19 protein-coding genes and 1 pseudogene are annotated in these 23,270 nt (G+C 57.6%); 5 read left to right on the forward strand and 15 right to left on the reverse strand.

What is annotated here, in order from left to right:
* Positions 1-180 precede the first annotated feature (180 nt).
* A complete protein-coding gene (locus tag GD429_RS17690; protein ID WP_152858393.1) occupies positions 181-1,563 on the forward strand; it encodes a hypothetical protein in 1,383 nt (460 codons plus the stop codon).
* A 167-nt stretch (positions 1,564-1,730) separates the two neighbouring features.
* Positions 1,731-3,188: a hypothetical protein gene (locus GD429_RS17695; protein WP_152858396.1), complete on the forward strand. Its 1,458-nt coding sequence runs from the start codon at positions 1,731-1,733 to the stop codon at positions 3,186-3,188.
* Positions 3,189-3,635: 447 nt separating this feature from the next.
* Here GD429_RS17695 and GD429_RS17700 read toward each other — a convergent pair whose 3' ends face one another.
* From GD429_RS17700 to GD429_RS17730, 7 genes are all read right to left on the reverse strand, one after another.
* The gene (locus tag GD429_RS17700) at positions 3,636-4,163 is read right to left on the reverse strand and encodes a hypothetical protein (RefSeq protein WP_152858398.1); all 528 of its coding nucleotides are present in this window, start codon (positions 4,161-4,163) and stop codon (positions 3,636-3,638) included.
* Positions 4,164-5,582: 1,419 nt separating this feature from the next.
* Positions 5,583-7,214 (reverse strand): hypothetical protein, encoded by a 1,632-nt coding sequence (locus GD429_RS17705; RefSeq protein ID WP_152858401.1) that lies wholly within the window; start codon positions 7,212-7,214, stop codon positions 5,583-5,585.
* Between the two features lie 70 nt (positions 7,215-7,284).
* A complete protein-coding gene (locus GD429_RS17710) occupies positions 7,285-7,632 on the reverse strand; it encodes a hypothetical protein (RefSeq protein ID WP_152858404.1) in 348 nt (115 codons plus the stop codon).
* Between the two features lie 99 nt (positions 7,633-7,731).
* A complete protein-coding gene (locus tag GD429_RS40490) occupies positions 7,732-8,058 on the reverse strand; it encodes a hypothetical protein (RefSeq protein WP_193727128.1) in 327 nt (108 codons plus the stop codon).
* A gap of 304 nt (positions 8,059-8,362) precedes the next feature.
* A complete protein-coding gene (locus tag GD429_RS17720) occupies positions 8,363-8,710 on the reverse strand; it encodes a hypothetical protein (RefSeq protein ID WP_152858407.1) in 348 nt (115 codons plus the stop codon).
* 198 nt (positions 8,711-8,908) lie between these two features.
* Positions 8,909-9,475, reverse strand: a complete 567-nt coding sequence (locus tag GD429_RS17725; protein WP_152858410.1) for a hypothetical protein — start codon at positions 9,473-9,475, stop codon at positions 8,909-8,911.
* Positions 9,476-9,752: 277 nt separating this feature from the next.
* The gene (locus GD429_RS17730; RefSeq protein ID WP_152858413.1) at positions 9,753-10,526 is read right to left on the reverse strand and encodes a hypothetical protein; all 774 of its coding nucleotides are present in this window, start codon (positions 10,524-10,526) and stop codon (positions 9,753-9,755) included.
* A 340-nt stretch (positions 10,527-10,866) separates the two neighbouring features.
* On the opposite strand from GD429_RS17730, the gene GD429_RS17735 reads away from it, so the two are divergent.
* Positions 10,867-11,178: a hypothetical protein gene (locus GD429_RS17735; RefSeq protein ID WP_152858416.1), complete on the forward strand. Its 312-nt coding sequence runs from the start codon at positions 10,867-10,869 to the stop codon at positions 11,176-11,178.
* 264 nt (positions 11,179-11,442) lie between these two features.
* On the opposite strand, the gene GD429_RS17740 is transcribed toward GD429_RS17735, so the two are convergent.
* The 3 genes and pseudogenes from GD429_RS17740 to GD429_RS40495 all read right to left on the reverse strand — a co-directional run.
* On the reverse strand, positions 11,443-15,255 hold the full coding sequence (locus GD429_RS17740; RefSeq protein ID WP_152858419.1) for a M48 family metallopeptidase: 3,813 nt from the start codon (positions 15,253-15,255) through the stop codon (positions 11,443-11,445).
* Between the two features lie 125 nt (positions 15,256-15,380).
* On the reverse strand, positions 15,381-15,662 hold the full coding sequence (locus tag GD429_RS17745) for a hypothetical protein (RefSeq protein ID WP_152858422.1): 282 nt from the start codon (positions 15,660-15,662) through the stop codon (positions 15,381-15,383).
* Positions 15,663-16,401: 739 nt separating this feature from the next.
* A pseudogene (locus tag GD429_RS40495) lies at positions 16,402-16,503 on the reverse strand (ATP-binding protein); the annotation flags it as partial.
* A gap of 351 nt (positions 16,504-16,854) precedes the next feature.
* On the opposite strand from GD429_RS40495, the gene GD429_RS17760 reads away from it, so the two are divergent.
* The gene (locus GD429_RS17760) at positions 16,855-17,076 is read left to right on the forward strand and encodes a hypothetical protein (RefSeq protein ID WP_152858429.1); all 222 of its coding nucleotides are present in this window, start codon (positions 16,855-16,857) and stop codon (positions 17,074-17,076) included.
* A 642-nt stretch (positions 17,077-17,718) separates the two neighbouring features.
* Here GD429_RS17760 and GD429_RS17765 read toward each other — a convergent pair.
* Both GD429_RS17765 and GD429_RS17770 read right to left on the reverse strand, forming a co-directional pair.
* The gene (locus GD429_RS17765) at positions 17,719-18,378 is read right to left on the reverse strand and encodes a hypothetical protein (RefSeq protein ID WP_152858432.1); all 660 of its coding nucleotides are present in this window, start codon (positions 18,376-18,378) and stop codon (positions 17,719-17,721) included.
* Between the two features lie 195 nt (positions 18,379-18,573).
* Positions 18,574-20,580, reverse strand: a complete 2,007-nt coding sequence (locus GD429_RS17770; protein ID WP_152858435.1) for an acyltransferase family protein — start codon at positions 20,578-20,580, stop codon at positions 18,574-18,576.
* A gap of 199 nt (positions 20,581-20,779) precedes the next feature.
* On the opposite strand from GD429_RS17770, the gene GD429_RS17775 reads away from it, so the two are divergent.
* Entirely contained in the window at positions 20,780-21,109 is a 330-nt protein-coding gene (locus tag GD429_RS17775; protein WP_152858642.1) for a helix-turn-helix domain-containing protein, read from the forward strand.
* Positions 21,110-21,357: 248 nt separating this feature from the next.
* Here GD429_RS17775 and GD429_RS17780 read toward each other — a convergent pair whose 3' ends face one another.
* The 3 genes from GD429_RS17780 to GD429_RS17790 all read right to left on the reverse strand — a co-directional run bounded on the left by GD429_RS17780 (position 21,358) and on the right by GD429_RS17790 (position 23,209).
* A complete protein-coding gene (locus tag GD429_RS17780) occupies positions 21,358-21,999 on the reverse strand; it encodes a hypothetical protein (protein WP_152858437.1) in 642 nt (213 codons plus the stop codon).
* Position 22,000: 1 nt separating this feature from the next.
* Entirely contained in the window at positions 22,001-22,300 is a 300-nt protein-coding gene (locus tag GD429_RS17785) for a hypothetical protein (RefSeq protein ID WP_113046683.1), read from the reverse strand.
* Positions 22,301-22,402: 102 nt separating this feature from the next.
* The gene (locus GD429_RS17790; RefSeq protein ID WP_152858440.1) at positions 22,403-23,209 is read right to left on the reverse strand and encodes a DUF4942 domain-containing protein; all 807 of its coding nucleotides are present in this window, start codon (positions 23,207-23,209) and stop codon (positions 22,403-22,405) included.
* Positions 23,210-23,270 lie beyond the last annotated feature (61 nt).

Here is a 23,270-nt window from a genome sequence, read left to right on the forward strand (position 1 = left end):
TGTCGAACGACTTGAACCACCGGCACCTGCCGGTGGTGGAACCCGCCGCCAGCGACCGAGTGTCATCTGCGGAAACGATAACTCGCGTCGACAGGCGAACTGTCATTGATTGTTATCTCGTGACAAAAAGCCCTGATTGCCGGGTAGAGTGGCACGACAATCCAGCAGTTGACAACGGCAATGAAATCCTATTCCAAGAACCTTGCAGTCGCCATTCTCGTTGCTACCTCGTTAGTGGCATGTGCACATAACCCCGATTCGCCATTGACATCTAGTGCTAGTGAGCATTCGGGTAGCGACGGACAGGTCGCCGACGTTGGCCTTCCTTCGGAAGGGACTGAACTACAAGTCCTCATGCAGGCGCATCGCTTACGTTTAACCAGCGACTTTACTGGTGCGCTCGCGATCCTGGATATGCTTGACGCGAAGCTCGGGAACGAGACAGGCGCAAACCCTCTTCTCTATACTGCATATTACGATGAGCGCGGGTGGACGCTTCTCCGTATGGGGCGCCTCAAAGAGGCGATCGGAGCATTCGGAAGCGCAATTGAGCGGCAACCCGCGCGATACGACGCATATTTGGGGCGGGCCCGAGCTCGCGAAATGAGCGGTGACATTGTTGGCTCGCGAGTTGATTACGTGCAGTTTGCTCGCTGGGCGCCCGAGTCAACGGATGATCGCCCGCTTGATTCAGCAATTCGTCTCAAGTTGAAGTCGTTGGGCATCGATGCAGACGCTGAGCGACTTCAGCCGTTCGGTGAGGACAACCCATTGCGGGATTATCATGCCAGTCGCCTCCGCAAAGCGCAGACAGCCTTGCTGTCGGCGACGACGCCGAGGCAAAAGGCTGAGGCATACCACGACATTTCGGTCAATTTCGATGGAGTAGAGCGCAGCCCGGACGCACTCGCAGCCATTGACAAGGCATTAGCCATTGAGCCTACCTCTTCTGAATTCAAGCAGTCGAAGGTAGTCACATTGGTAAGCCTTAACCAGCTTGGTGATGCATTGACTCTTGCAGAGCCGCTGCGTGTTCAAGCACAGCGGGAAGCTGCGTCGTCCGACAAGCCGGCTGCAGTGCTTTCGAGATATGAAGAGGTTATGCAAGGGGCGGGCTATGCTTACCTCCTGAGACGAGACTGGGATCAGGCGATTGGCGCCCTAGCCGATTGTGGCCATGGAGCACTGCCGTACGATCAGGATTACATGGCGACAATGTATTTGTACACCCGTGCGAAAAGTGGTGTGAATGCATCTCGCAACGCCTATTTTGAGAACTACGTCGGTCAGGCTTCCATGCCCATTTTAGGCGACTATCGGCGCAGCCTGCTTCTGTACTGGCAGGGACGCGCGACGGTACGTGACGTTTATGAGCAGATCCTCTTGCTAGATAGCACCGCGGCTATTGAACTCGCGCTAGCGGAACTATGGTTCCACGCTGCCGCCTATGAAAAATATGTGAGACACGATAACGCCGCCTCGACGATGTATGCCTCTCGACTGGATACACTCCGCCCGTATGGCACCAATGAGTGGATGCTGCTTAGGCGGGGGGCTTTGTAACTGGCGTGAACCCTTTAGGCTACGCCGCGTGGCGACGGCCCGCTGCTGCAACCAACGCGCGTTGATACACCATCGCCTTGCAAGTTTCGAAGCACTGCGGCCTCATCCGTTCGCAGTGTAAGGCTAAGTCTTCAACTGCAGGGGTAATTCAAAAAGTCGGAAACGCAATGACGAAACCTAGAAAAATAAAAACTTTCTTCGCCAAGATTTTTGGAAAAAAACCACCTGACCTAATCCAGACTCAGTCAGAAAATGTGGCGGCGAAAAACGAGAATTTCCAACGATGTTCGGTGTCGGCAGATTTGAATTCGCAACAAGATTTGATTGCAACGCTCGCCGTAAGTATTGACGGCAATGTCGTTGCGCAGTGCATATCGCATTACTCTGGTTACGTTAGAGAAGTAGCGATTTCCCGAGCTGTCGAGCTTGGTGACGATTCGCTCCTGGATTTGATAGCCGAGCGTGTGAATGATTGGGTACCCGAGGTCCGTCAGGCTGCGAAAGATGCGTTGCTCAGTTTGCTCACGATAGTTCCTGCAACATCGTTCGTTTCGATCGTTCCGAGACTTCGTGGTCTGATGCTCGCCAAGCGCGCAGATCATCGAGCATGGTTGCTTGATTTCGAGCGGCGCTTGGTGAGAGCCGGGGGAGCTTCCGCGATTGTCGAAGCGATGACTGGGCCAGACTTTCGGCTCCGGCGCGCCGCGTATCTCGTGGCACATGACCATCAGCTCCTGCCGGTCACGGAGATCGTGAAGCGTGGCTTACTTTCCGGCGATATCATGCTTGCAAGGTGTGCAGCTGAGTTGCTTGACCGCGTACCAGTTTTTGATAGAGACATGTGTGTCGCAATTGCCGCCATGTCTCCGTTCGGTGCAGTCCGGTTCGCAGCCTTCAAATTTGTCGCAAACGATCGAGTTGCTCCCGATACCGAGCCATTCCTGTGGCGGACCGTATTTGATTCTCAAGGCAGCTTGCGGTCGGCTGCCGCCAAGTTACTTGCTGATAGCGGCCGGGATGTCGTTAAACACTGCAGAACGGTCCTCGAAGGAGGGGGAATCAATGCCAAGCAGGTACGTGCCGGTTTATCACTTCTTGCGGAACGTGGTACACCCGACGCTACTGAGGTGCTGGCGAGATATGTTACGGACGCTCGGACGGAGGTTCGCGCTCATGCGTTGATGCTGCGAGCGCGGATTTCGCCGGCGCTCAAGGATGAGATCGCGTCTGCTGCACTTCTCGATCCATCTCGGAAGGTTAGAAAAGTCGGCGTACGTTTGTGTACGGAGGGGGCTTTTGTTTCCCTCGATGTGGTAGCCGGGACACTTGCTCAGCATGGTGACCATCACGCAGCGTTGATGGTATGTGCGCGCGAACAATGGGACACCATTGCATGCATTGCGCTCATCATCGAGTTGGCGACGTTATGCGATCAGGACTATGGCGACGTACGAGAACCATTGAGGAAATGGATTGATGATCAGACGTCGTCTTGGACGAATCCAACCGACCAGCATCGGCAGATTCTGTTCCGGCCGGGCGTTGGACTACGAATGTTTGATTTGGCAGGTGCGAAGCAAACGGCATTGCGCGTACGGATGCACGAGCATGGCATAGAGCTTTGAACCGACGTCGGAATCGGTAGCACTGGACGCGGTGCGTACTGTTCTTTGAGCCGTTCGTGCGTTGAATGGCACTCGATGCCTATACTCGTCGCTTGAGCCTCAGAACTATGGACGAGTGCCGGATAACTTTTGCATAGATTGCGTTGGGAATTCGATTGAGTTTCGATGACCCGCGCATCCATAGGGGGCCGGCCCCGAGTCCTTTTCCACACGCATTTTGTTTCCCGCGAGCCTCGGGAGTACCGGCTGCCGACCGGCGGGCTGTTGCGCACGTGGACATAGCTTCCTCGTCAGCGTCGTCTGTTGACCGGGTAAGCGATGTTGGGTTTTTGTACTCAATCAGGGTGATGAATGTTTGCCAAACCGATCGGATAACGGTGTTCGCGTCGGGCAAACGTTCGATCGGTGCAAAATTCAAGACCGCTAGAAAGGCAATGCATGCTGCCATCATTCCAGCTCGTGCGTGACCTCGCGCCAGTCAGGGACGATTTGCAGTTCGCTCACAATTGCGGCGACTTCGGGCTCGAACTTCGCGCGATGCAATAGTGGGGCTACGGCATATCGCTTTGCTTCCTCAGCAACGTGTTCGAAGTTGCGATGAAAATCCGCAATCGTTTGTTCTCGTCCGATGCCCTTGGCTGCCAGGCGAACCAAAATCTCTAGCGCGTTGCCTTGCGTCCAATCATATTCGCCCCAAGCGATTTCGCGAAGACTATCGAGTGCAGAATCATGAAAATGGAAGAGAATCTCGAAGATGGCGAATTGCCAGGCGGCGAGCGATCCCCCCAAGCCTCGATCACTGGGTTCGAACGCATCCGGATCAGGGTGTGAGGGCGAGTGGAGGCGGGATACCAGCATGTCGATCGCACGTGGGCCCAATCGCGCGGCGACGTCGGCAGCTTGCGAGCCGAACGCTACACGATCATCGACAAGTATTGCGACGGAGTGGATCGCTGTAGGGACAACGTCGATCATTGCGTTTTCAACTGTCCGATCGCGTTTGCGTCGAGAAGATAGTAGATTGAGAATTTTTCGCATTCGATGGTCGGTCACCAAAGCAAGGTCTGAATTTGACTCTCGAGCTGCCGGCACGATGCCCCTTTCGATACCGCCTACTTTTTCGGTACTCTCTCAGATGGGCTCGTCCACGGAGCACTAAAGGCGAACGATCACATCGTATCGATCGCCCGTCAGCGGGACAAATTGCGTAGAGACGTATCTCGATCGGTAGGCTGCTTCGCCGACCAGTGATGCTAGCCGATCCGCTGTCAGGCGCGATATGAGCGGCCGTAAGTCAATTTCTCGACCTGCTCGTCTATTGATCAACTTCGCCCATTTTCGAACAATACAATGTCGTATCTATAGCGTATTGGCGCTGATGTAGCAGTGTAGATACGAGGCTATATCGAACGTTGCTGATACTCATGGGCGAGGCGCTCCGAGAATTCAGGTGTCTCGGAAAAGAAGTAATGCGTGACAAACTGGATCGCGTCTGCTTCGCTAACGAAACTCTTCACGAAGTCCCCCGGTCCAGGGCCTGGCGCCCAATCCCTAACGGACACACGCCAACTATCGAAGGCATGCCAGATCACAGGAGTTGGAGCGTCCGTGTCATCAAGCATATGACCTGCCTCATAGGCTTCACGGAGACTTGGAAGTGAGTTGCCGTGGACGTCGATGGGCTTCGTAACCAAGTAACCGGAGGGATATGTGTAGTGGTCAGACGAAAAGAACGGTTCATCCGTCAACTGCAACCCGAGACTACGGAGCTTATCGATGGAAGCGATTGAGAGCAGCATTGTTAGTTGAATGGGGAAATTGGTCTGTCTGGTCGATGTGGTGCGTCGACAAATTTCGGAAGGGTGATTCGATGCATTGTGCTGGCATCCGGAGCACTTTCATCCTGCTTCTTCTGGCCTGAAGAAACGAACCTCGAACACATCTTTCGTTTCCTTCACTACAATTTTTCGTCCGCAATTCCCGCATGAAAGCAGAAGGTCTGACTGCCGAACGAGATCGGAAATCAAATCCTGTGCGCATTTTCCTGCGTGGTCGTCATCTAGGAAATCCTCTGTCGCGAGCAGAGATATGCCAGTCCCGCAAAACAGGTTTTTGTGTACGAGTTGATTGCACTTGCAACGGACCCAGGAGCCCAATTTGTACTCTCCTTCATGTATGGAAACGAAAACCCAAAAGTAGCGTTCTTGTAACCTGCGGCGCCTCGCCGCTATCCGCCGCTTCGTTCATCCCGAAGCACGCGGCGAGCGCACTCAAGTCGTTCTGGAAATACGGCTACATCCATCGGCTCGCCTTGCCCATTCGACTTATCCCACAGAGCGAGATTGGCGAGAAGCGCTCCTAAACCGCTTATGGCCGGTAAAGATACACCGGAGTTTAACGAGAAAGCACCTGAGTGATGTACTCTCGCACCCGATCGTTAGGCTCTGCGCGGAGGGCGTCATTGAGTGCAGCCTCGGCAGCCGTCGGCCATCTCTCCTTGCCCCAGGTACTCAAGGTCTTCAACGCCATGTTCCGGTTCCGGATCACCGGGCTCCGAAGACCTGCCTCAACCAGAGGCCAGCCTTTGGAAGGAAAGCGTCCCAGTTCCTGGAGGATCGCGCCGAGCACGGCCTGCTGTGCAAACCCCGGCCCAAGACCGGAATCATCCGCCGCCCCAGTCGCCAGATCATCCAAGCACAGTTGCTCCATCGCCAAGGTGACCACGCGATCGACGCGCAGCGAATCAGCATCCCGCATCAGATAAAACCACTGGCTCCCTTGCCCGTCGCGCTGGCGATCGAAGCGAGCCTCCCATGGATCTAACCCCAAGCGCTCCGCCACTGTTGCTGCCGTCCAGAAAGCTGCCTCATCGGGTGCGCTAAAGCCCTCAGCGGCCAGCGTTGGCCATCTCGAGTCCGCGACAATGGCGCTGGCCAATGCAGCGATGTGCGCCCTGCGCTCTGCGGTCCAACCGCGCGTTTCCAACGCCTCCCAAGGTCTTTCCTCGTCCGTAGCGAATCGTGCGATGTCCGAGGCCACCAGATAGTCATCCAGTCGGGCCGGCACGCGCCGCGCCAGGTGGCCCAAATACAGGCTAGTGGCCTCGGCGCCCGCAGTGTAGTCGCCCATGTCCTGCGCTGGGCCGCCTGCGATCAGCGCCTGCAGCATATCACCGGCGCCATTAAGCAATGCATCGTCGGCGCCATTCTCGCGCAGCGCGCGCAGCAGGTCGCCTCCAACCGCACATGGATAGGCCAGGTATTCGATCATCACCGAATTCTTGTAGCCTTCACGCAGCATCCAAGCCTTGATATCGCTTCGTTCAGTCTTTGCCAGACGCTCAACTAAATGGATGCGCCCCCATCCGTTCACTCGCCTGGCCAGCGACCACCAGGCATCCTCCCTGTCGGGGGCTGGCAACGTGTTTCCGAGGGCCACGGCGACATAGAGCGTGAACTCCTCATGCAAACCAAGAGTGGTAAGCAACGCCATGTCCCGAGGCGGTTGCAACATTCCGAGCAGTGCAATACCAATCTTGACAGCACCTCTATCCGGGCTTTCGCTGGCGAGCCAGCGACCCAAGGCATGCAAACGCTCGGGGTCCGTTGGCCGCGATTGCCGCAACGACGTCAGCAAAGGATCGACAAGGCGAAGTGCTTCATCCCCGGCAATCAGGTCGTAGAAATTCTTGACCGCTTCAGCCGATCGAGTGTCAGCCGCGGACACAAGCGTGGCAACTACCCGCTCGACCTGTGTGCTGTCATCGCTCGCCGCGTGATGACCGAATGCGCCGTCCATTGCTCCGGGTGCCCATCGCAGTTGTGTGCCACGTCGGATCGCCAGTAACTCCTCATCGGGCAACGTCGCAGCCGCGTCGGGAAGACATTGGTCATCCACAACCGCAAAACTCGACAGAAAGCGGTAGATGCCAGGCCGCCCCTCTGACCAAGGCAATGGGAATCTGTCCGATATGGACGGCGCAGGCGACGGGACTGGCTGCCGGAGCAGCTGCTTCAGCCAATTCATTCATTTCCTCCTGAACTATTTCGTTGCCTTCTTCGATCTCCGGTCCTTCGTACCCATCCCACGTAAACGATCATTTCAGTTCGGCTAACGCTTGCATCAGCATCGGTCTTGTGTATTTCTCCGCGGGATCGACATCTCGCGAGTCCTCACTATGATAGAACTCTCCATTATCGAACGCGTAGAAAACGGACCATGCAAAGTCTGTAAGGCTCCACTCTGAGAGCGGCATCATGCAATTGGCTACGCAATCGCAAAACGTGAAATCGCGCCGTCCCTCAAGGAACTCGATGGCAAGCCAACGGGCGAGTTCGTCGAAGAAATCGAGTCTTGTGATATTCGCGACGTGGCATGCAGTATCAACGTCTGGCAAATCCAACTTCCGATCTCTACATCGAACGGCCATTTCCTCAATGTTCACGGGAATATCTCTATGTGACGATCTTTCATTAAAAGGATTGACTCCAGATTTGTGCCGATCGCGGCGATCTGCACCGATATGAGCCTGAGTCGATATTTTTCAATCTTCATAAGCCCCCGCATTTGGAATAACCTCAAGTGCGGATAGCATGACCTTGAAGAACTCTTCCGCAAGCGAGTAATACTCTGCGGCTTCGAGTCTCGCAGCCGGAGTCTCGCGCATGAAACTTCTGCCTCGGTCGATAAGGACACTGATCGGTTGATAATTCTCACTGTACCAGCAGCCAATTGTGTGATTGACAGAGCTGGACAGCTGATAGATGGTCGCGTCACGCCGATACAGGCGAAGATCTATAAAGCGTTTGTCGTTCAACTGACGTTGCAGTGAAGCAATTTTCTCGCTGAATTGATCGAGCTGCGTTATCAAGACAATCTCCTCCTGTTGATCCGTCGTCGAACGATTTATCCAGCTTCAGCGAGGCCGTTTGCCTCGAGAAATCGTACGTGTAGCGCAAACGCGCGGTGCCGAAGACTCTGCGGGAAACGTCGGTTCTGGGAAATTACTCGCAGTATGTCGTCTATCCCGTCGTCAACGGCTAGACCGTGTTCCAACCAACTGATCGCAAGGTCACACCAATATGGAGTTGGCCATCGTAGGCCAGCCACGACGATTTCGCGAGCATGATCGATGCTCGACGAAAATGCAGCTAAGGGGCGCTCGAGCGGCTTGACTATTGAGGGCGAGGGGGAGTGTAGTTCGGATTCAGGCATTTGGGGAGTGCAGTGGAGGCTCTGCGGGCCCGAAAAACACGAGAAATTTCTGGGAAGACAGAGTTATTCCATGCTTCCAGAATCGATTGTACCAGACTGTCCGTCTTTCCCAATGCGTTTAAGATATCGTCCATATTCGCGACTCCATTATCCTGGGATGTTCCCAATGCCGAAAACTTTACGGCGTCCGCAATTTGGTTGAGCGGCCCGTCACAGGCAATGAGGCCGTGGTGGTACAGCAAAGCCAGTTCGAACTGAAATTGATGTGCAGCATCCGCTGGTAGAGATTGCATGAAGAGCTGGCTCATCGCTGTATTTGCTAGCCGGTCCGACAGATACCACACGTAGCTATCGCTGTAGACGACGGGGGTACCCTCAGTGAGCGGGGACGCGCCCGCAGAGCAGGATGCGGCACCGATCGATAGTCCCACCAGAAAACGAAAAAGCATGCTTGTCAAGTTTCTTGCTCCGGGAAAATCGGAGCGTATCCGATTACCACCCACTCTCTAGTGAAAGATGATCGCGCCATTGTTCGAGCACATCTCGAAGGCCTTCATCCAGTCGAGATAGGACTCGTAGAAGTAAGGTGTGGAAACTTGTGATGCCTGATCGCGATACTGAACGAAGTCTCGGTAGACCTTTCGGCAGACTTCCGGTCCAATCGTACCTTCTGCGTCCGAAAAATCGATCAGCTCCCAGAACGGTCCATGGTCGAGTTTCCATACCGTTTCGTCGTATCTCAATTCAGCTGCCTTATTTCGGACCGACATGCTCGGCTGATATCCGGCTAGCTTTGCCAGTTCGTTTCTCCATGCGTTGTAGCCCGAATAGGAACCGGCTCTGAAGTCGAAGGACGATGTGAACTGGTACACCTTCCCAACTTCGAGACCACGAAAGCGACCAGGAAAATTACCTGGATCGAATGTAACTTGATCTTTCCCTTGTGGTATTCCATCCGATGACATAGCGGGGGATGCGACAATCGCCAGTCCACTATATGCCGTGACATCGAGTCCAGCGTGTGCAGCTGAGGTACACATAAAGAGGATCACGGAGAGGATAGCTCGTTTCATGTCTGTAGTGGTTTCGCAGTGCGTTGATACCGACTCAAGTGGGGGCTGGTTGCAGTTGCCGTCATAAGAGCACGGTCGATAGTCGACGATTCCGGTGACGGTTTCGAAAGACTGTTTGTTGGCGATAAGCGACCGACGATGGTGCTTCGGCGTTCGGCGTCTCAGGCGGCCGCAACCCGCCCCCTGGGCAGTCTCCCGATTTCTTCGCGAGCGCCCATTCGGACGAAGCTTCGACCACGTCCCCAAGTCAACCGACTTGGTGAATGAGCAGATCCGACTATGGAACCGAGATCGAATCGCGAATCCGATCCATGCGATCCATGGCTTCGTCGCCGCGCTCGACGGGAGTACTTTGCGTAATCGTAATCTCGGACGTATCCGTGAACACAATCGTCAGTCGGCCGCGTTTGCGGCTAGAGTCCCTGGCGTACTCGTATGAACTGATCGCTGCGGGATGGCCATTGAATTCTTGAATCTTGGTCCCTTCGAATCTCGTCAGTCGACTGCCCACGCGCTGCAGCAGTTCCCGCATGTTTTTCTCGATCTCACCGGACAGCGCGCGCGGAAGTTGCGCGGCAACGCGGCGGATGTCACTTGGCTTGAATGAGGCTGGAGTTTTCACGTTGATCGTTATGGCTTCCACGTCCCATCCAGGACCACTGACCGCCTGAAACAGAAGCGGGGCCGCGTTCTCAGCATCTACCTCGTTCCCGATGTACCTCCTCAACTCAGCGTGCATTTGATCCTTCTGAGCTGCTGATACGACTGTCCAGGTGCTCGGGACGCGTAGCCGGATACCGCTACCAACGTTGAATGCTTGATAATGCACGGTCTCGCCTTGGATATGCGAACAGACGATCTCGACTTCCCGTGCATCCGGACCTCCTATTGCCGGCATCTTGTGCAAGTCCCAATCCGTATTCGTTTCCCCTTCTCGGATAAATGTCCCGTCAATGCGCCGATAACGATGGAGCCATTCGGTCGTCTCCCGTGTCTGACAATTGATCCCCCGGTATGTTTCGGCAACCTGAATATTGATGGCTGTCCCCATCTTGGGTGATGGGATGAATCGTTCCCATACCCATGTCCACCCCCCTTTGTATTTGACTGAGGCGGTATCGATTTTCCAAATATTGCCTGCCAGTTCCTTGGAAATATAGGGGTTGGGTTCAGCAATGTCGGCAGCGACCCAATGCGGGGGGGGCTATCTGATGTGGGTCGGCAGGAATGGTCGATAGCAAGTCTTGTCCCTGTATCGGTTGGCCGACGGCGCTGCATCCAACGAGAAGAACAGCTAAGGACATGGGAAGAAATGACAGATTTTTTGTTAGCGCCATCATTGAAACGGAAAACTGAAAAATTTTATATCAAATTTTGAGATCGCCTGTTTCATGAATCACATTTCGATCCTGCGTGGGGGCGATCTGTCTTTCTATCAAGATTACGTGAAATTGTGCACGGCATTGTCAACGACGGTCATGGGCTACGTGCGTTATTCGCTGGCCACCTGGTCGACGGTCCCCGGCCAAGGCTTGCGGCAACATTGCTTCTTTGTATTGGGATACAGATTCGACATCGCGCCTTCAGCCGAAGTGTTTGGCAACCACGATGACTGCAGCAATGGCGATAACGATACCGAGAAGGGCGAGCCATCCCTTCTTGGACGTTGGAAGATCGCCATCGGCTCCCCCTGTGACGAATAGCAAGAGCAAGATCCAGCCTGCCCCGTTGATTAGTACGTTGCCAATTTTTTCAGGCAGGCCGGTCAATCGACTTCGAAAGCTCCCCCGCGCATATGGGCTGGCGGCTGGCCGACGAAATGCTGGTCTGTTATGGAGTGGCATCTTGTCTTTGTAAAACTTGGGGCTGGCTCACGACGGATGTCACCGACGATACATGTGTCTCGGGAGTGGTTCAGAGGGCGCGTTTTCATAGCACCGAAGTGACACCCGTCCAACCGGCGTCACTTAGCCCAAATATGGCCGCTCCACCGCGAAAAGCGCGCGCCGTGCAAAGTTGCGCCACTCGTCGGGAGCGCGGTCTCCCATTACGTATATACCGGCGACCAACGCCTGCGCTCGCAATACCACGGGCAGACCATCCAGTACGCGCGTAGCCGCCGCAACGTCCCCGAGACGTGCGAGCGCGAGGAAACGGTCCAGGCGGGCCGACAGGTCCGGGATTCCGTACTGTGTAGCTAGTGCTGTTTGAATAGTCTTGACGGCATGGGTGTTCGAAGGAACACCCATGCCTAACGCCAGTATCGACGTATACACGTCGATACCCTCGTCCGCAGCCAGGCTTTGTGCTCGTGAGCGCAGCACTGAAGACGCGCCGGATGAAGCCGCCGCCATACGAAGCACGTGCGCTTGGGTAGGCATACCAACGGAGGCTGACTCAGCTTCATCCAATTTCCCACGTGCAAGCAGTGCTAGCGGATCACGCGTATCGGTGACTGCTCCTTCGTCCACTTCATACATCAACAGGGAACGAACCGTGGGGGATTGTTGCGCAAGAATTGTTTGTCGAGCTTTTGCAGTTTCTAAATTGACCAGACGTGCCATGCGAAGCAATTCCACGGCATCGGAGTCCCTCAGAATCGGCGGGCCCGACAACGCGACCTCGTAGTCAGCCAATGCTTCGCGGTAGTGTCCTCGCGCGCTGGCATTCCAGCCAGTTGCATTGGCAAACCACGCAGAATCAGGCCAACGTCGACGTCCCGCCTCAAACGCGGCATCCTGATCGGGGCCGTCAGGTATGCAACGAGCGACGAGATAGGCAAGGTCCGACTGGTCAGGTGCCTTGTCAGCCATTGCTCGTTGCCGTGCGCAGACGGCTTCATGGGCGGCTTTGCCCTGACTCGCGTCCTGCTCAAACCGCATGGTTGTCACGTCGATTGGGAAGCGCGCACGGCGTTCCGCCAGCGCTTCACCAAAGCCTGGCACGCTGCTTGCCAAGGTTAGCCAGTCATTCAAGTGTGTGCTGTCGGGCGCATCGAAACGAACGTGTGCAAGCAGCATGGGTGCGGCAGCGGGGTTTCCCTTCAATTGTTCGATGAAATCGTTGGGAGAGGCGTCATCACTCCCTTCGAGCACGGTCCGGATTCCACCGCCGCCGTTGCCCTTAATGCTCGCGGGCGGTGCGGCGAAGACCACATCCGTTTCGGCAGGCTGCCAACGCTGCGGAGGCAAGAACCGCGGCGGGGCCGCACTGGCAACGCCATAGACCGCTGTCCATTGATGCAATGGCGCGGCGCTTGCCACGGTGTACACGATTGACTTTTCGGCTCGGTCGACTGGTACTTGGAACGCCTCAATAGGATCACCGTCCTGTGTCCGGGCAGACACGGCAATATCGCGCCCGGCATGAACATCAACGCTCGCATGTGCATTAGCTTCAAGTGTGAGGTGGTGCCCGTCAATGTCGACGACGATCGACCGCGCCAGCGGGTTGTAGACGAACACCGTGGCGGTATCGATCGACCAGCCAAATATCAGCACCGCGCCGACGATGCCTACGGCCACGGCGGCGCGTGCGAATCCTGGAATAAGGCCGTTCGCGGAACGGAAGCGTTCCCAGAAATCTGGGTTCACGACCCGTTGAGAGCGCTCGGTATCGATGACTAGCGTGTTGTAAGCGGGAGGCGCGGCGGGGACGGTGGCCGGTGCGTTGGGCAGCGGTGCGCCGCGTGTCGCTGCCGCAATGCTGGCCTCGGTGTACAAAAGCTCACCGAGCGTGACGCGGCCCAGCCGAGAGAGGCATCCCGCAGTGTGATTGACCCAACCGTCTACGACGCGCAGCCAATCATTGAGGTTCTCGCGTACCGGGCCGGCGAGGCCCAGATCGCCGAGCATAGCAGCCCAACTTTGCTGGCCAAGTTCCGTCAAAACTCGTTCGCCCGGGTTTACGTCGGGTGCCGCGCGAAACAGGTTGTTCAGTGAGCGCTGTACGGCCTCGGCATCGTTCAGCACGTCCTTTACACCTCGTGCATTGATCGACCCGGTTGCAGTCACACGTTGCCAGCAGCGGGCGAGGGTGGCTTGTGCGTCTCGTAGTTCGGCTTCGGCGTGGTTTGCATAGTGCAATACGTGTAACAGCCCTATGAGATAGATCCGCCATTGCGGCGACAGTTGTTCGGCATGGGCCTGGTGCAGACTACGGATGCGCTTGAGCAGAGTGGCCAAACGAGCCCGTATTTCGGCACGTTCGGCACCAACCGAATCGATAGTTGATTGCAGCTCACTGTGTTTAAGGATACGTCCTCGATGTCGAATCACACCATCGGCGGTCGTATACACGCCGTCCCGAAGCGAGCGCAGCAATGCGTGCTCGTGATCGAGTGCACGCAAGGCCTCCAGATCTTGGCTGATTGATGGCGGATACAGGGTTTCGGGATCGAGCGTGCCGTCCGCTTGCACCTCTGCATACAGCTCGTCTGCACGGCGAGCGTGGCGTGTGGTGGGGAAGCCCAGATAGATGCCACGATAGTGCGGCTTGAGTTGCTCGATCGCGAATTGATCATCCAGCCGCTGCAATGTGATGTCCTGCTCGACCACGGCATGCTCGGTCTCGCCGATCAGTTCCTGAGTCATGCTCTCGCGCAAGACTGGTGCGTTATCAAAAAGGGTCCAGGCACTACGTGTGTCTTCGAGCGCAGCCAGGTACGTGCGCTTGGCGTTTTCTTCACGCTCGTGGTTTTGGGGGTGAGTTGCCCACATGCGAGGCGGCTGTGCAAGTTCTGCCTTAAACACGCGAAATGCCGCTGCGTCGATGGCAGGCACTTGCGGTCGCTCGCCATAGGCCGGATCGTTGTAGATCTGCCCAAGCCGGGTTGCAATCGCCCGTTGCACGACAAAGACGTCGCGCGGTGGACGTTCGGCGCCGACTTCGCCACGTACGAAGCCCACGGCGCGCTCCCATGCGTCGTCGGCGACCTGCAGTTGGTGCAGTGCGTGAATCAATGCATCGCTGCCGGTGAGCGACACCGCTACCAGGTCGGCCTGCATCTCCATTTCTCGCGACAGGGCACGCTGAACGATCATCACCAGCCGGAATCCCGTGTCGACGATCGAACGCAGCGCCCAGACGATGAGGCTCAGCCCCCACCCGATCCACGCGACACGAATGTCAAAGTGCGACAGTTGTCGCAGAAAGCCGTCCAGCGCGTCTCGCTTGCCGACGATATGTGCCGCGATCTGCTGCGTGGTATACACCCAGCGCCCGAGTGCCATCGAGCGCTGCGCAAAATGCCCAAACTCGTGCGCGCAGACCGCCTTGAATTCGCTCAAGTTGAGCATGTTGACCAGCCCCAGGCCGATCTCTAGATTCTTGCGCGAAGGAAACACCAGATTGATGAGCGAAAGATCGTAGAACACCGCTGCATTGACTCGTCCGCTCGCAAATACTTTGTGTGGGCGTGGCGCGCCGGCGTCGTCCGCCACCTTGTCGAGAAAGGCGAACAGATCCGGCTGCTCCGCGCGTTTAAGTTCGAGCACGCCCGCATACTCGCCTTTCTTGATAAAAAACAGCGCCTTGACGAGGAATGCTGTCAGGAACAGGCTGCACGCGCAGAACAGGAAGTCGAGGGGACTCGAATGCGCATTGAGCGCCAGCAGCCGACTGATGCCAGTCCACGCAAACCAGACAGTCAGCGCGAGGTACAACACGATGAACGTGATCAGCCCGGCAACTGCTAGCCAGGCCTTGCGTTTGTATGAAGCGCTCGGGCGCGTAAAACCCGCAGGGACGTTTGCTGGGCCAGCAGGGTAGTGATTTTCCATAGCAGACGATATATCTGGCGATGATAAACAACGGCCGCCGAAACCTGTGTGAGAGGAGGCTACTCGAGAACAGTAGTCACCAAACAACCGGTGGTCGAAGTCTTATTTTCTATTTTTCGACGGAGCTAAAAGGCTTCGATGCGCTTACTGCCGATGTGCAGGAGAACCCAGCCCATTACCATAGAGGCGACCGCACGTGAGAGCCACACCTTGAACGCCATCGGAAGATTGAAGGCGTCGAGGGCTTGAACCAGGCAGTAGAGCCCTACGCAGATCGAGGCGACGCCCAGGACGAGGCAGAAGACCGCAGATGTCTGGCAAATCGATCTGCTGCGTACATCGGTCGTTGCTTTGGGACCGTCTGTTGTTGCCCGTGACTCATGGCGTCGAGCATCGATGGGCGTCATGTACTTAACCGTCGAATTTGTGTGCTCCCGCCAGTCGACGTGCCACTCGCTCCGTCGGTCACCTTACCTGCCTGAACGAACTGTGCCATGAGGCACAGCACGATGCAGAGAATCATGATGCAGCGGATGGGTGAGAAGAATTTGCTATTCCCTGGTACGACAAAATTTACAACGCCCGTCCTATTCCCCATAACAACGCCTTGTGCCGTAGTGGTAGAGGAAGTTGGTCCCTGAAGTGCGGACGGGGTCCCCTGAATGAAACGAGTGGCGGCAAGCGCGCCGAAGAACGCACACGCTATGTGACATTCGATTAACCAACTTGGCTGGGGCAGTTCTGGGGCCGCAAGCACCAGATTTAGTGATGCCACAATGCCCGCAACTGCAGCGCCGATTGCCAGAGCCAACAACCATGATTTGAATCGGCGGTTCATGAATATTCGCTGTGCTTTCATATAGGCAAGCAATGGAAACTGTCAATCATTCCATCGCTGCACGATGTCCTTGAGGCGTCCCGTCCGTTCCTGCGAGGAGTTTGGGGGACGTGATCATATCAAGCTGGATAAGCCAACATTACCCCGAGGCCGAGTGTGACGTTGTCAAAAATCGTCAAAGTCAAAAATTGGCTCCTTCACTTGGCATGCTGCGGATTTTGGTGATGGTGATCAGCCGTTCCGGCGAACGTGATCAGTGTGGAAGGTGGTGTTGCGCGGTCAATGGATTATAGCGAAGGTGATTACGATCAGGATGCGGAGGACTGCGCGTTGGTCTTTCGCATCGATTCGCCTTTCGACGGCAGCTTGTGCGCCTGATGGACGAGCCGGTCGAGGATTGCGTCCGCGATGTATTCAGGCAATAGGGCGCGCGGAATGTTGGCGGGGACGTCGGTGATCAATTGCGCGGCGACCTGGCCGATGAAATCGTCCGGTGCCTGTCGCAGGCTATGCTTGTACGAGACGCGGTAATCCATGATTGTTCGGGGCTTGGCGGAGGGCGAACGCGATTCTATCAGCGCATGGATCTGGGCAAGAGGCCGGGGTCGCGTGTCCACCGTGTTTCCGATGTGGAGCGACTTCGCGTTGCGGACTGCGGGATCGATAGACGAAGGTCATCGGCTCTTTGCCGAATGCCAGTTCGTCGACTATCTTGAAAGCTTCCGCCATTTCAACGCGTTTCCAAATCGAAGGGGTTCCCGATGAACGCTCCAACGGTAGAGGCGCTGTCGGCCACAGCTCGTACGGGAATCACGGTCATCAATCTGGACGGTAGTACCAGACGAATACGTGGTGCTACGGCGTCGGTTGGAACATCGGTGGTCGATGTCTTTTTCGATCCAGAACTCGGCACGTACGTTTGGACGGTCGACGGAATCGAGCGAAGTGTTGATTGGGTGCGCTGGTTTCTGGGCGCTCAGTAATACCGGTTGGCTTGCTGCGACGCAAGCCCAGAGATGCACCTGGATCGTCGGCCCGGGAGGTGGTTCTGGGGCTCGTCAATTGGATGACGGTCGCTCGATTGCGCAACAAACTTTTCCAACAGCCAAAAAAAGAAGCAGTTCCGACGCGGACCCGACGTGCGTGCCATGAGGCACGCACGTCTATGCCCCTCGTCGATCGGGCTCGCATGGTACGCACTCGATACATACCTGAGCTGGAATCGAAGCTATTCGCTGAAATGGAAGCCCGACCGTCGGATGGCATCGAGCAACGCTGATGCCGGAACATCTTCGAAAGCAACTTCAGCCAGCAGCCGTGTACGCCTGGTACAGGTACCGGTGATCAGCTTTTTGCGCAACCAATCCTGCTGCGCGAAGCCGTGTGCCAAAGAAAGCGAGAGCAGGTGTCGACCAGCTCGAGCGCATGTTTGCGGCCCCACGGCGGGGTCGCGCTTGCCCGAGCCGTTTCACCGGCCAGTTGAAGCAGCGCTGCTGCCGCGACGTGCAGCGGTTCAGTGGGGGCGAGGTTGGTTCGTTGCGAACCCATCGTTTCAGATTGTCTTTTATGGTTGTTCCTGGATAACGGCAACGAACTCCTATCGCCGCAGGATGGAATGCCGGTCGTTACCGGGCAGCTTGCCATCCGTTGTCGGTCTTGACCATGTCGAGCGTCTGAGTGAACTCCACGTCGACGTCGTTGCCGAGATCCGCCCACTTTCCCTTGAAAAAGTTGCTGAAAAACTGGTAACTGACGTTGGGACACGTCTGCCGGATGCGACCCTGGAAGAAGCTGGCGGGGTTGATCTGATTCACCTGGCTAGCCAGATTGCCGACCTCGATCCCTTCGTCGATCATCGGCTTGTACTCGTCCTGATGCTGCTGTTCGAACGTGCGTCCTGCATCCAGATCGCTCGCGTTGGCGTCGACATAGGCCTGCTTCCGGCTGTAGAAATCCGTCGACTTCCGTTCGGCGTCGGCTTTTATCGATTGATAGCGATCGTAAAGCGCGCTCCATTGCTTCACCCGGTCTTTAACGTCGCTGTCGGGCGACATGCGAACCGTGTACTTCACGTCGACGCGGTAGTCGTTGCTGGTGTCGCCCGGAATACCGTTTACCTTCTGGAAGCCCGTGAGCTCGAAGTACTTGCAGTCCCCAAGCGTGTTCGTGACGGCCTGCTTCGCATCGTTTTCCGAAGGCGTGCTGTGTCCACACGCCGAAAGGATGGCGGTCGTGGCGGCGCACAACGCAACGTGTGTGATTCCCGGATGGCGTCTGTTCTTCATGATTTCGTTTCCTGTTGAAGCAGTGGTGAAGTTGTGGGCGTTTTGTGGCGTCCGGCGTCTGCTGGAGAACCGGGATAAAAAATGCCGACCGGCGAACCGGTCGGCGAAAGGGTTCTGGCAATCCGAGGCTGCTGTGTGCCAGAACCACAGGCGCTGAACGCCGCGCGAGCATGCGGACAGTTGAATGACAACCGGTCAGCGGCGCAGGAGCGGCAGAAACTGCTTGGCGACGAGCCCATTTCCGTAGTCGGATAGGTGATCGCCGTAGCTATAGAGGTACTGCCGGTCTAGCGTCATCGGGCAGACATCGCGCTTCGCGTCGCACAGCGCATTTGCCGGGTCGTAGACGAGTACCGCTGGATGTCGACGCTTCAGTTCGTCGACGAGCGCAATGAACGGGGTCATGCGCGTGATGTGTTCGCGGTAGCCGATCGCGCAGCGTTGCGCCGCGCTCATGTCGGTCACGCCGAGCGCATACCGAACGAACGGCCACGCGAGCAGCCGACGATCCATGCACTGTCGCGGATCGCGCAGACGCGGGTTGTCGAGGACCAGTGCGACGCGCCGGCCGGCCCGCTCAAGTGCCGTCACGGCCCGGTCGAGCCCAGCGAGCGCAGCGGTTGGGCGTGGCCTGTTCTGGTCGCGATCGGTGAAGGTCTGGCCGATCACGTCGCGATCCGTCATGACGAGCACGACCGTCTTGAGTTCCGGTGTGTCCAGCAGCATGCGAAGCGCTACGGAGTTGGCGTCACGGCACAACGCCGGGTCGTCGCCGGCGTTCGACGACATGCGCCAGACGTCCGCCATCGGGGCGCAGCTCGGACGCGCGATCAGCGTCCAGCCTTCGCCGGGCGCCGATTCACGCACGAGTCCCCAATACAGCGCGTCGGCTTTGCTGTCGCCCCACACGGCGAAATGGGAGCGCACGCGCTTGTCGGTCGCGCAGAACGGAAACAATTGCTGTTCGTCGGGCGACACGCCGCACATGGCGTTGACGAACTCATGACCCGCGCCGAGCTTGGCGGTGGACACGTCGGCATCCGGACTGTAGCCCTTGCGAAAGCCGAGACCCCCGCGCACATACGTCATGCCGCCGAGATAGACGACGCCGATCATCAGCAGGCACGGCGCGATGAGCTTCCAACGCTTGGCAGGCCCGAAACGGATTGGCCGTTCGATGATGGCGGTCGTCAACCACGCCAGCACGACGGCGATGATCAGCAACGCGCATCGCACGGCCGACGAGGGCGTCCGACCCGCTACGATGAACGCGAACGACAGCAGCGGCCAGTGCCACAGGTACAGCGCGTAACTGATCTTGCCGAACCAGACCGATACTGGGCGCGCGAGCACGTGCCGGTTGATCCAGCCGTCTCGACCGGCGGCGATGAGCCCGACCGCGCCGGCGACGGGCAACAGCGCCCACGATCCCGGAAACGCAGCTTGGGGATTCACGAACACGACTGACGCGAGGCACAACAGCGCGCCCGCCACCGACAGCACATGGGGCCAGCCTCCGCCATGTCGGACACGCGCGGCGCTGATTGCCAGCGTCGCGCCGGCTAGCAGTTCCCACATGCGGCTGACCGGCCAGTAGAAAGCGGCGGTCGGATGGTGGGGAATGAGGGCGATGTTCGCGACGAACGAGGCCAGCCCCATGACGGCACATACCCGACCCGCGCATCTGGCCCGATATGCAGCCCAAATGACGACGGGCCAGAGGATGTAGAACTGTTCCTCGACGCCGAGAGACCAGAGATGCAGCAGCGGCTTAGCTTGTGCCGCCTGGTCGAAATACCCGGCTTCGGTCCACGATGCCCAGTTCGAGACGAATCCGGCGCCTGCGACGATGTGCTTTGCCAGTTCGCGATATTCGTCGCCGTAGAGGCTGAACCAGCCCATCCCGTAGGTCGCGAGCAGTACGACGACCAATGCCGGGAAGATCCGGCGGATTCTGCGTGCGTAGAAATGGCGGAAGGAGAATCGGTCTGTCCCTAGGTCGGATAGCAGGATGCCGGTGATCAGATAGCCGGAAATGACGAAGAAAACGTCGACGCCGACGAAGCCGCCGGGCAGCGCGGCCGGAAAGGCATGAAACAGTACGACGGCGAGCACAGCGGCGGCGCGCAGGCCGTCAATGTCGGGCCGGTAGACGAGCGTGCCGGCCGCCGCCGTGGCCGGCGCTGAAAGGGTTTTGGTCATGGTTGTTTTTGTCAGCTACCGTGTGCTTTGTCGTGTTTACTCTACAAATCGGGGCGTGATGATTCGCTCGGCCGCGTAGCGGCAGAGGACAACGTCACCCATCGGAGATCAATAGCGGTGTGATTGTAGAGTAAACGCCGCCAATAACGTAGTGTATACAGCGTCGTGAATCAGTCGACGGGTGGGCATCCTGCACGCCATGACTGCCAAGCGCTCAACCACACCCGCTGCTCGCCCGGCGCCGATCTCGATTGCCCTCGGCAAGCGGATCAAGGAATGCCGGCATGCGGCCGAAAAGTCCCAGGAAACGCTCGCCTTCGAGGCGCTCGTCGATCGCACGTACATTTCAGCCATCGAGCGGGGCATCGCGAACCCATCGATCGAAACGCTTGCGAACATCTGCTATTCGCTGAACGTGACGTTGGCGGAGCTATTCGCCACATTGGACGGCGTGTCGCTGAAGCCCACTGGCGAGCGCCGCGCGAATGCTGCGACTCCGCCGGAGATCAAGCGCCAGCGGCTTCGTTGACGGCGATGGCCGTTGTCGGGATAGGATTCGTTCTCAATGCGACTTAATCGTCGTTTTAAATGATCGTTTTCCACTATTTGGTGGGTAGAGGCCGAATCCTAGACTACCTCTACGTCCACCTCGTGCCTGAGTACGGACGGTTGCTTACCCCGGCCACGGTCCTGCTGTCGCCGGGGTTTTTTGCAGCACCTTCTCTTACGTGCGGCAGTTCGAATCCATTGCCGTCGGGTGGCTGCGCCCCGAGCCAATCACCTAACGTCGGTGGCTGTGTCGACAAGGGGGCGGATCGATACGGCGCCTTCGAGCGTGACCGCCCGTGCGGCGGCCTGAGATCGATAGCGAACCTGTTCGGTGGCATGCCGCTCGAGACGGGCATTGAATCCCGACAGACCTGGCGCGTCCCCGGCAGGATCGAGCAGCAATAGCGCGCATGGTTCGAAAGCTTTTCTGGTTTGGTGTCCCTCAACGCCGACCGCAAGCGCAGCGTGCCACTTCACCGGATGGCGTTGTCGCCATCCCACGACGACCGGTCGACCAGCGTGCAGTTCGCGTGAGCCGAAGCGCAGAATGTCGTCATCCCGTCCGGAGCGGATCGTCGGCTGCACACCCAAGTTCAGTTCGGCCACGAAGCTCGCCAGTTCCGACAGCGTGAGCCCGTGCAGATACTGGCGCCATGCATGGTCCCATACGGCTCGCTCGGTGCCGCTCGCGTGATACGGCAGGTACACGGGATCGGTCAGCTTGCCGAGCAATGCGAGCGCCATCGCGACGCAATGCAGACTACTGCCGCCGTCCCAATGTCCTTGTCGGCTGAAGAGCGGATTACCCGAGTCGGCGATGGTGGGTTGCTGGCCGAGCCGGACGTTCGGATGGAATTTCTGGATCAACATGTCAGTAGTCGCCCGGCAACAGGAACGTGGTTGAGGACCGATCCCATTCGGTGATGACCCAGACGGTTTGCCCGCCGGGCAGGACGTAGCTGGACAGCAGGCGTAGCCCTGCGTCGATCGACAACTCGTTTTGCTGGCGATCGGATTCGGACAGATCGCCCCAGTCGCCACGAACGTGACGGATCAGCAGATCGATAATCGAGACACGCGCGTCGCCAAGGACTTCCAGTGCAGCCGGCGTCGCGAAGATCCGGCCGAGCTTGAAGCGCGGACCGGCGTGGAGGGTGGAGGGCAGATTCACAACAGACTCCAGGTAATGGACGAGCACGGGCCTCCGGATGAACCGGATACCGAGTTCGCTGAATGGAAAAGGGAAAGACGAGACGCAGGACGCGTCCCGGCACTACCGCGCCTCGGATGCGAGCGCGTTCGGGTAATGCTTCGCGAGGATCTTGTTCATTTGGTCGACCAGATCGGCGCGCTTGAAGGTGAGATGGCCGTTACCGTTCTTGAACCAGCGCAGGTGGAAGTAGGCGTTCTCGACCTCGGTGTGCCGCGCACGCTTGGCGTCCGCGATGAGGCAGTACGCGCCGTGCCGGTGATCTGGCTCGGGTTGACGGTCGAGCACGCTGAACACGCGAATGAGATCGTCGAGTTCATCGGTGGTTCGGTGATTCGTACTGCCCTGCGAGAGCAGATACTTCACGATGATCCGTTTGCCGAACTTGAACGGCTGATTGGTCTTGTAGTCCCACGATAGTCGCCGGAAGCACTGAAGCACGCCGCGCTCGAACATGTCGCCGCGTGCACCGTAGAGCTGTGCGAACGTCGCTTCGATATTGGCGGCGGTCAATTCGGGCACGTCGCCTTCGGCGATCTGGTTGCTCCACTGGTCGCGAGCCTTGGCGTCCATGAAGGTGCGCAGGCCCGATTCCGACAGCAGGTAATCCCAGCCGCGCACGTCGATAAGACGCACCATGGCGGCTTCCGCTTCGTCGCGTTTCGCATAGTCTCCGGTAACAGTGGGCCGGCCGCGGCAACCGTAGCTTTCATCGAGCACGAGACGGGGGAATCCGAGATGCGCAGCCTTGGCGAGTTGCTGAGCTTCGCCGAGTAGATCGAGGGCGGCGCGCACGCGTTCGACGACGGCGACGCGCTGGTTGGCGAGGTTCAAGATGCTGATACTTGGAACGAGTGTGGTCGAGTCCATGGCGCATGACAGAAATGAAGTGGAATGAGTGACAAGAAAAAGCCGGGCGCGAGGCCCGGCT

Source organism: Burkholderia sp. BE17 (genome assembly GCF_009362305.1).
In the GTDB taxonomy this organism is placed as follows: Bacteria; Pseudomonadota; Gammaproteobacteria; order Burkholderiales; family Burkholderiaceae; genus Burkholderia; species Burkholderia pyrrocinia_C.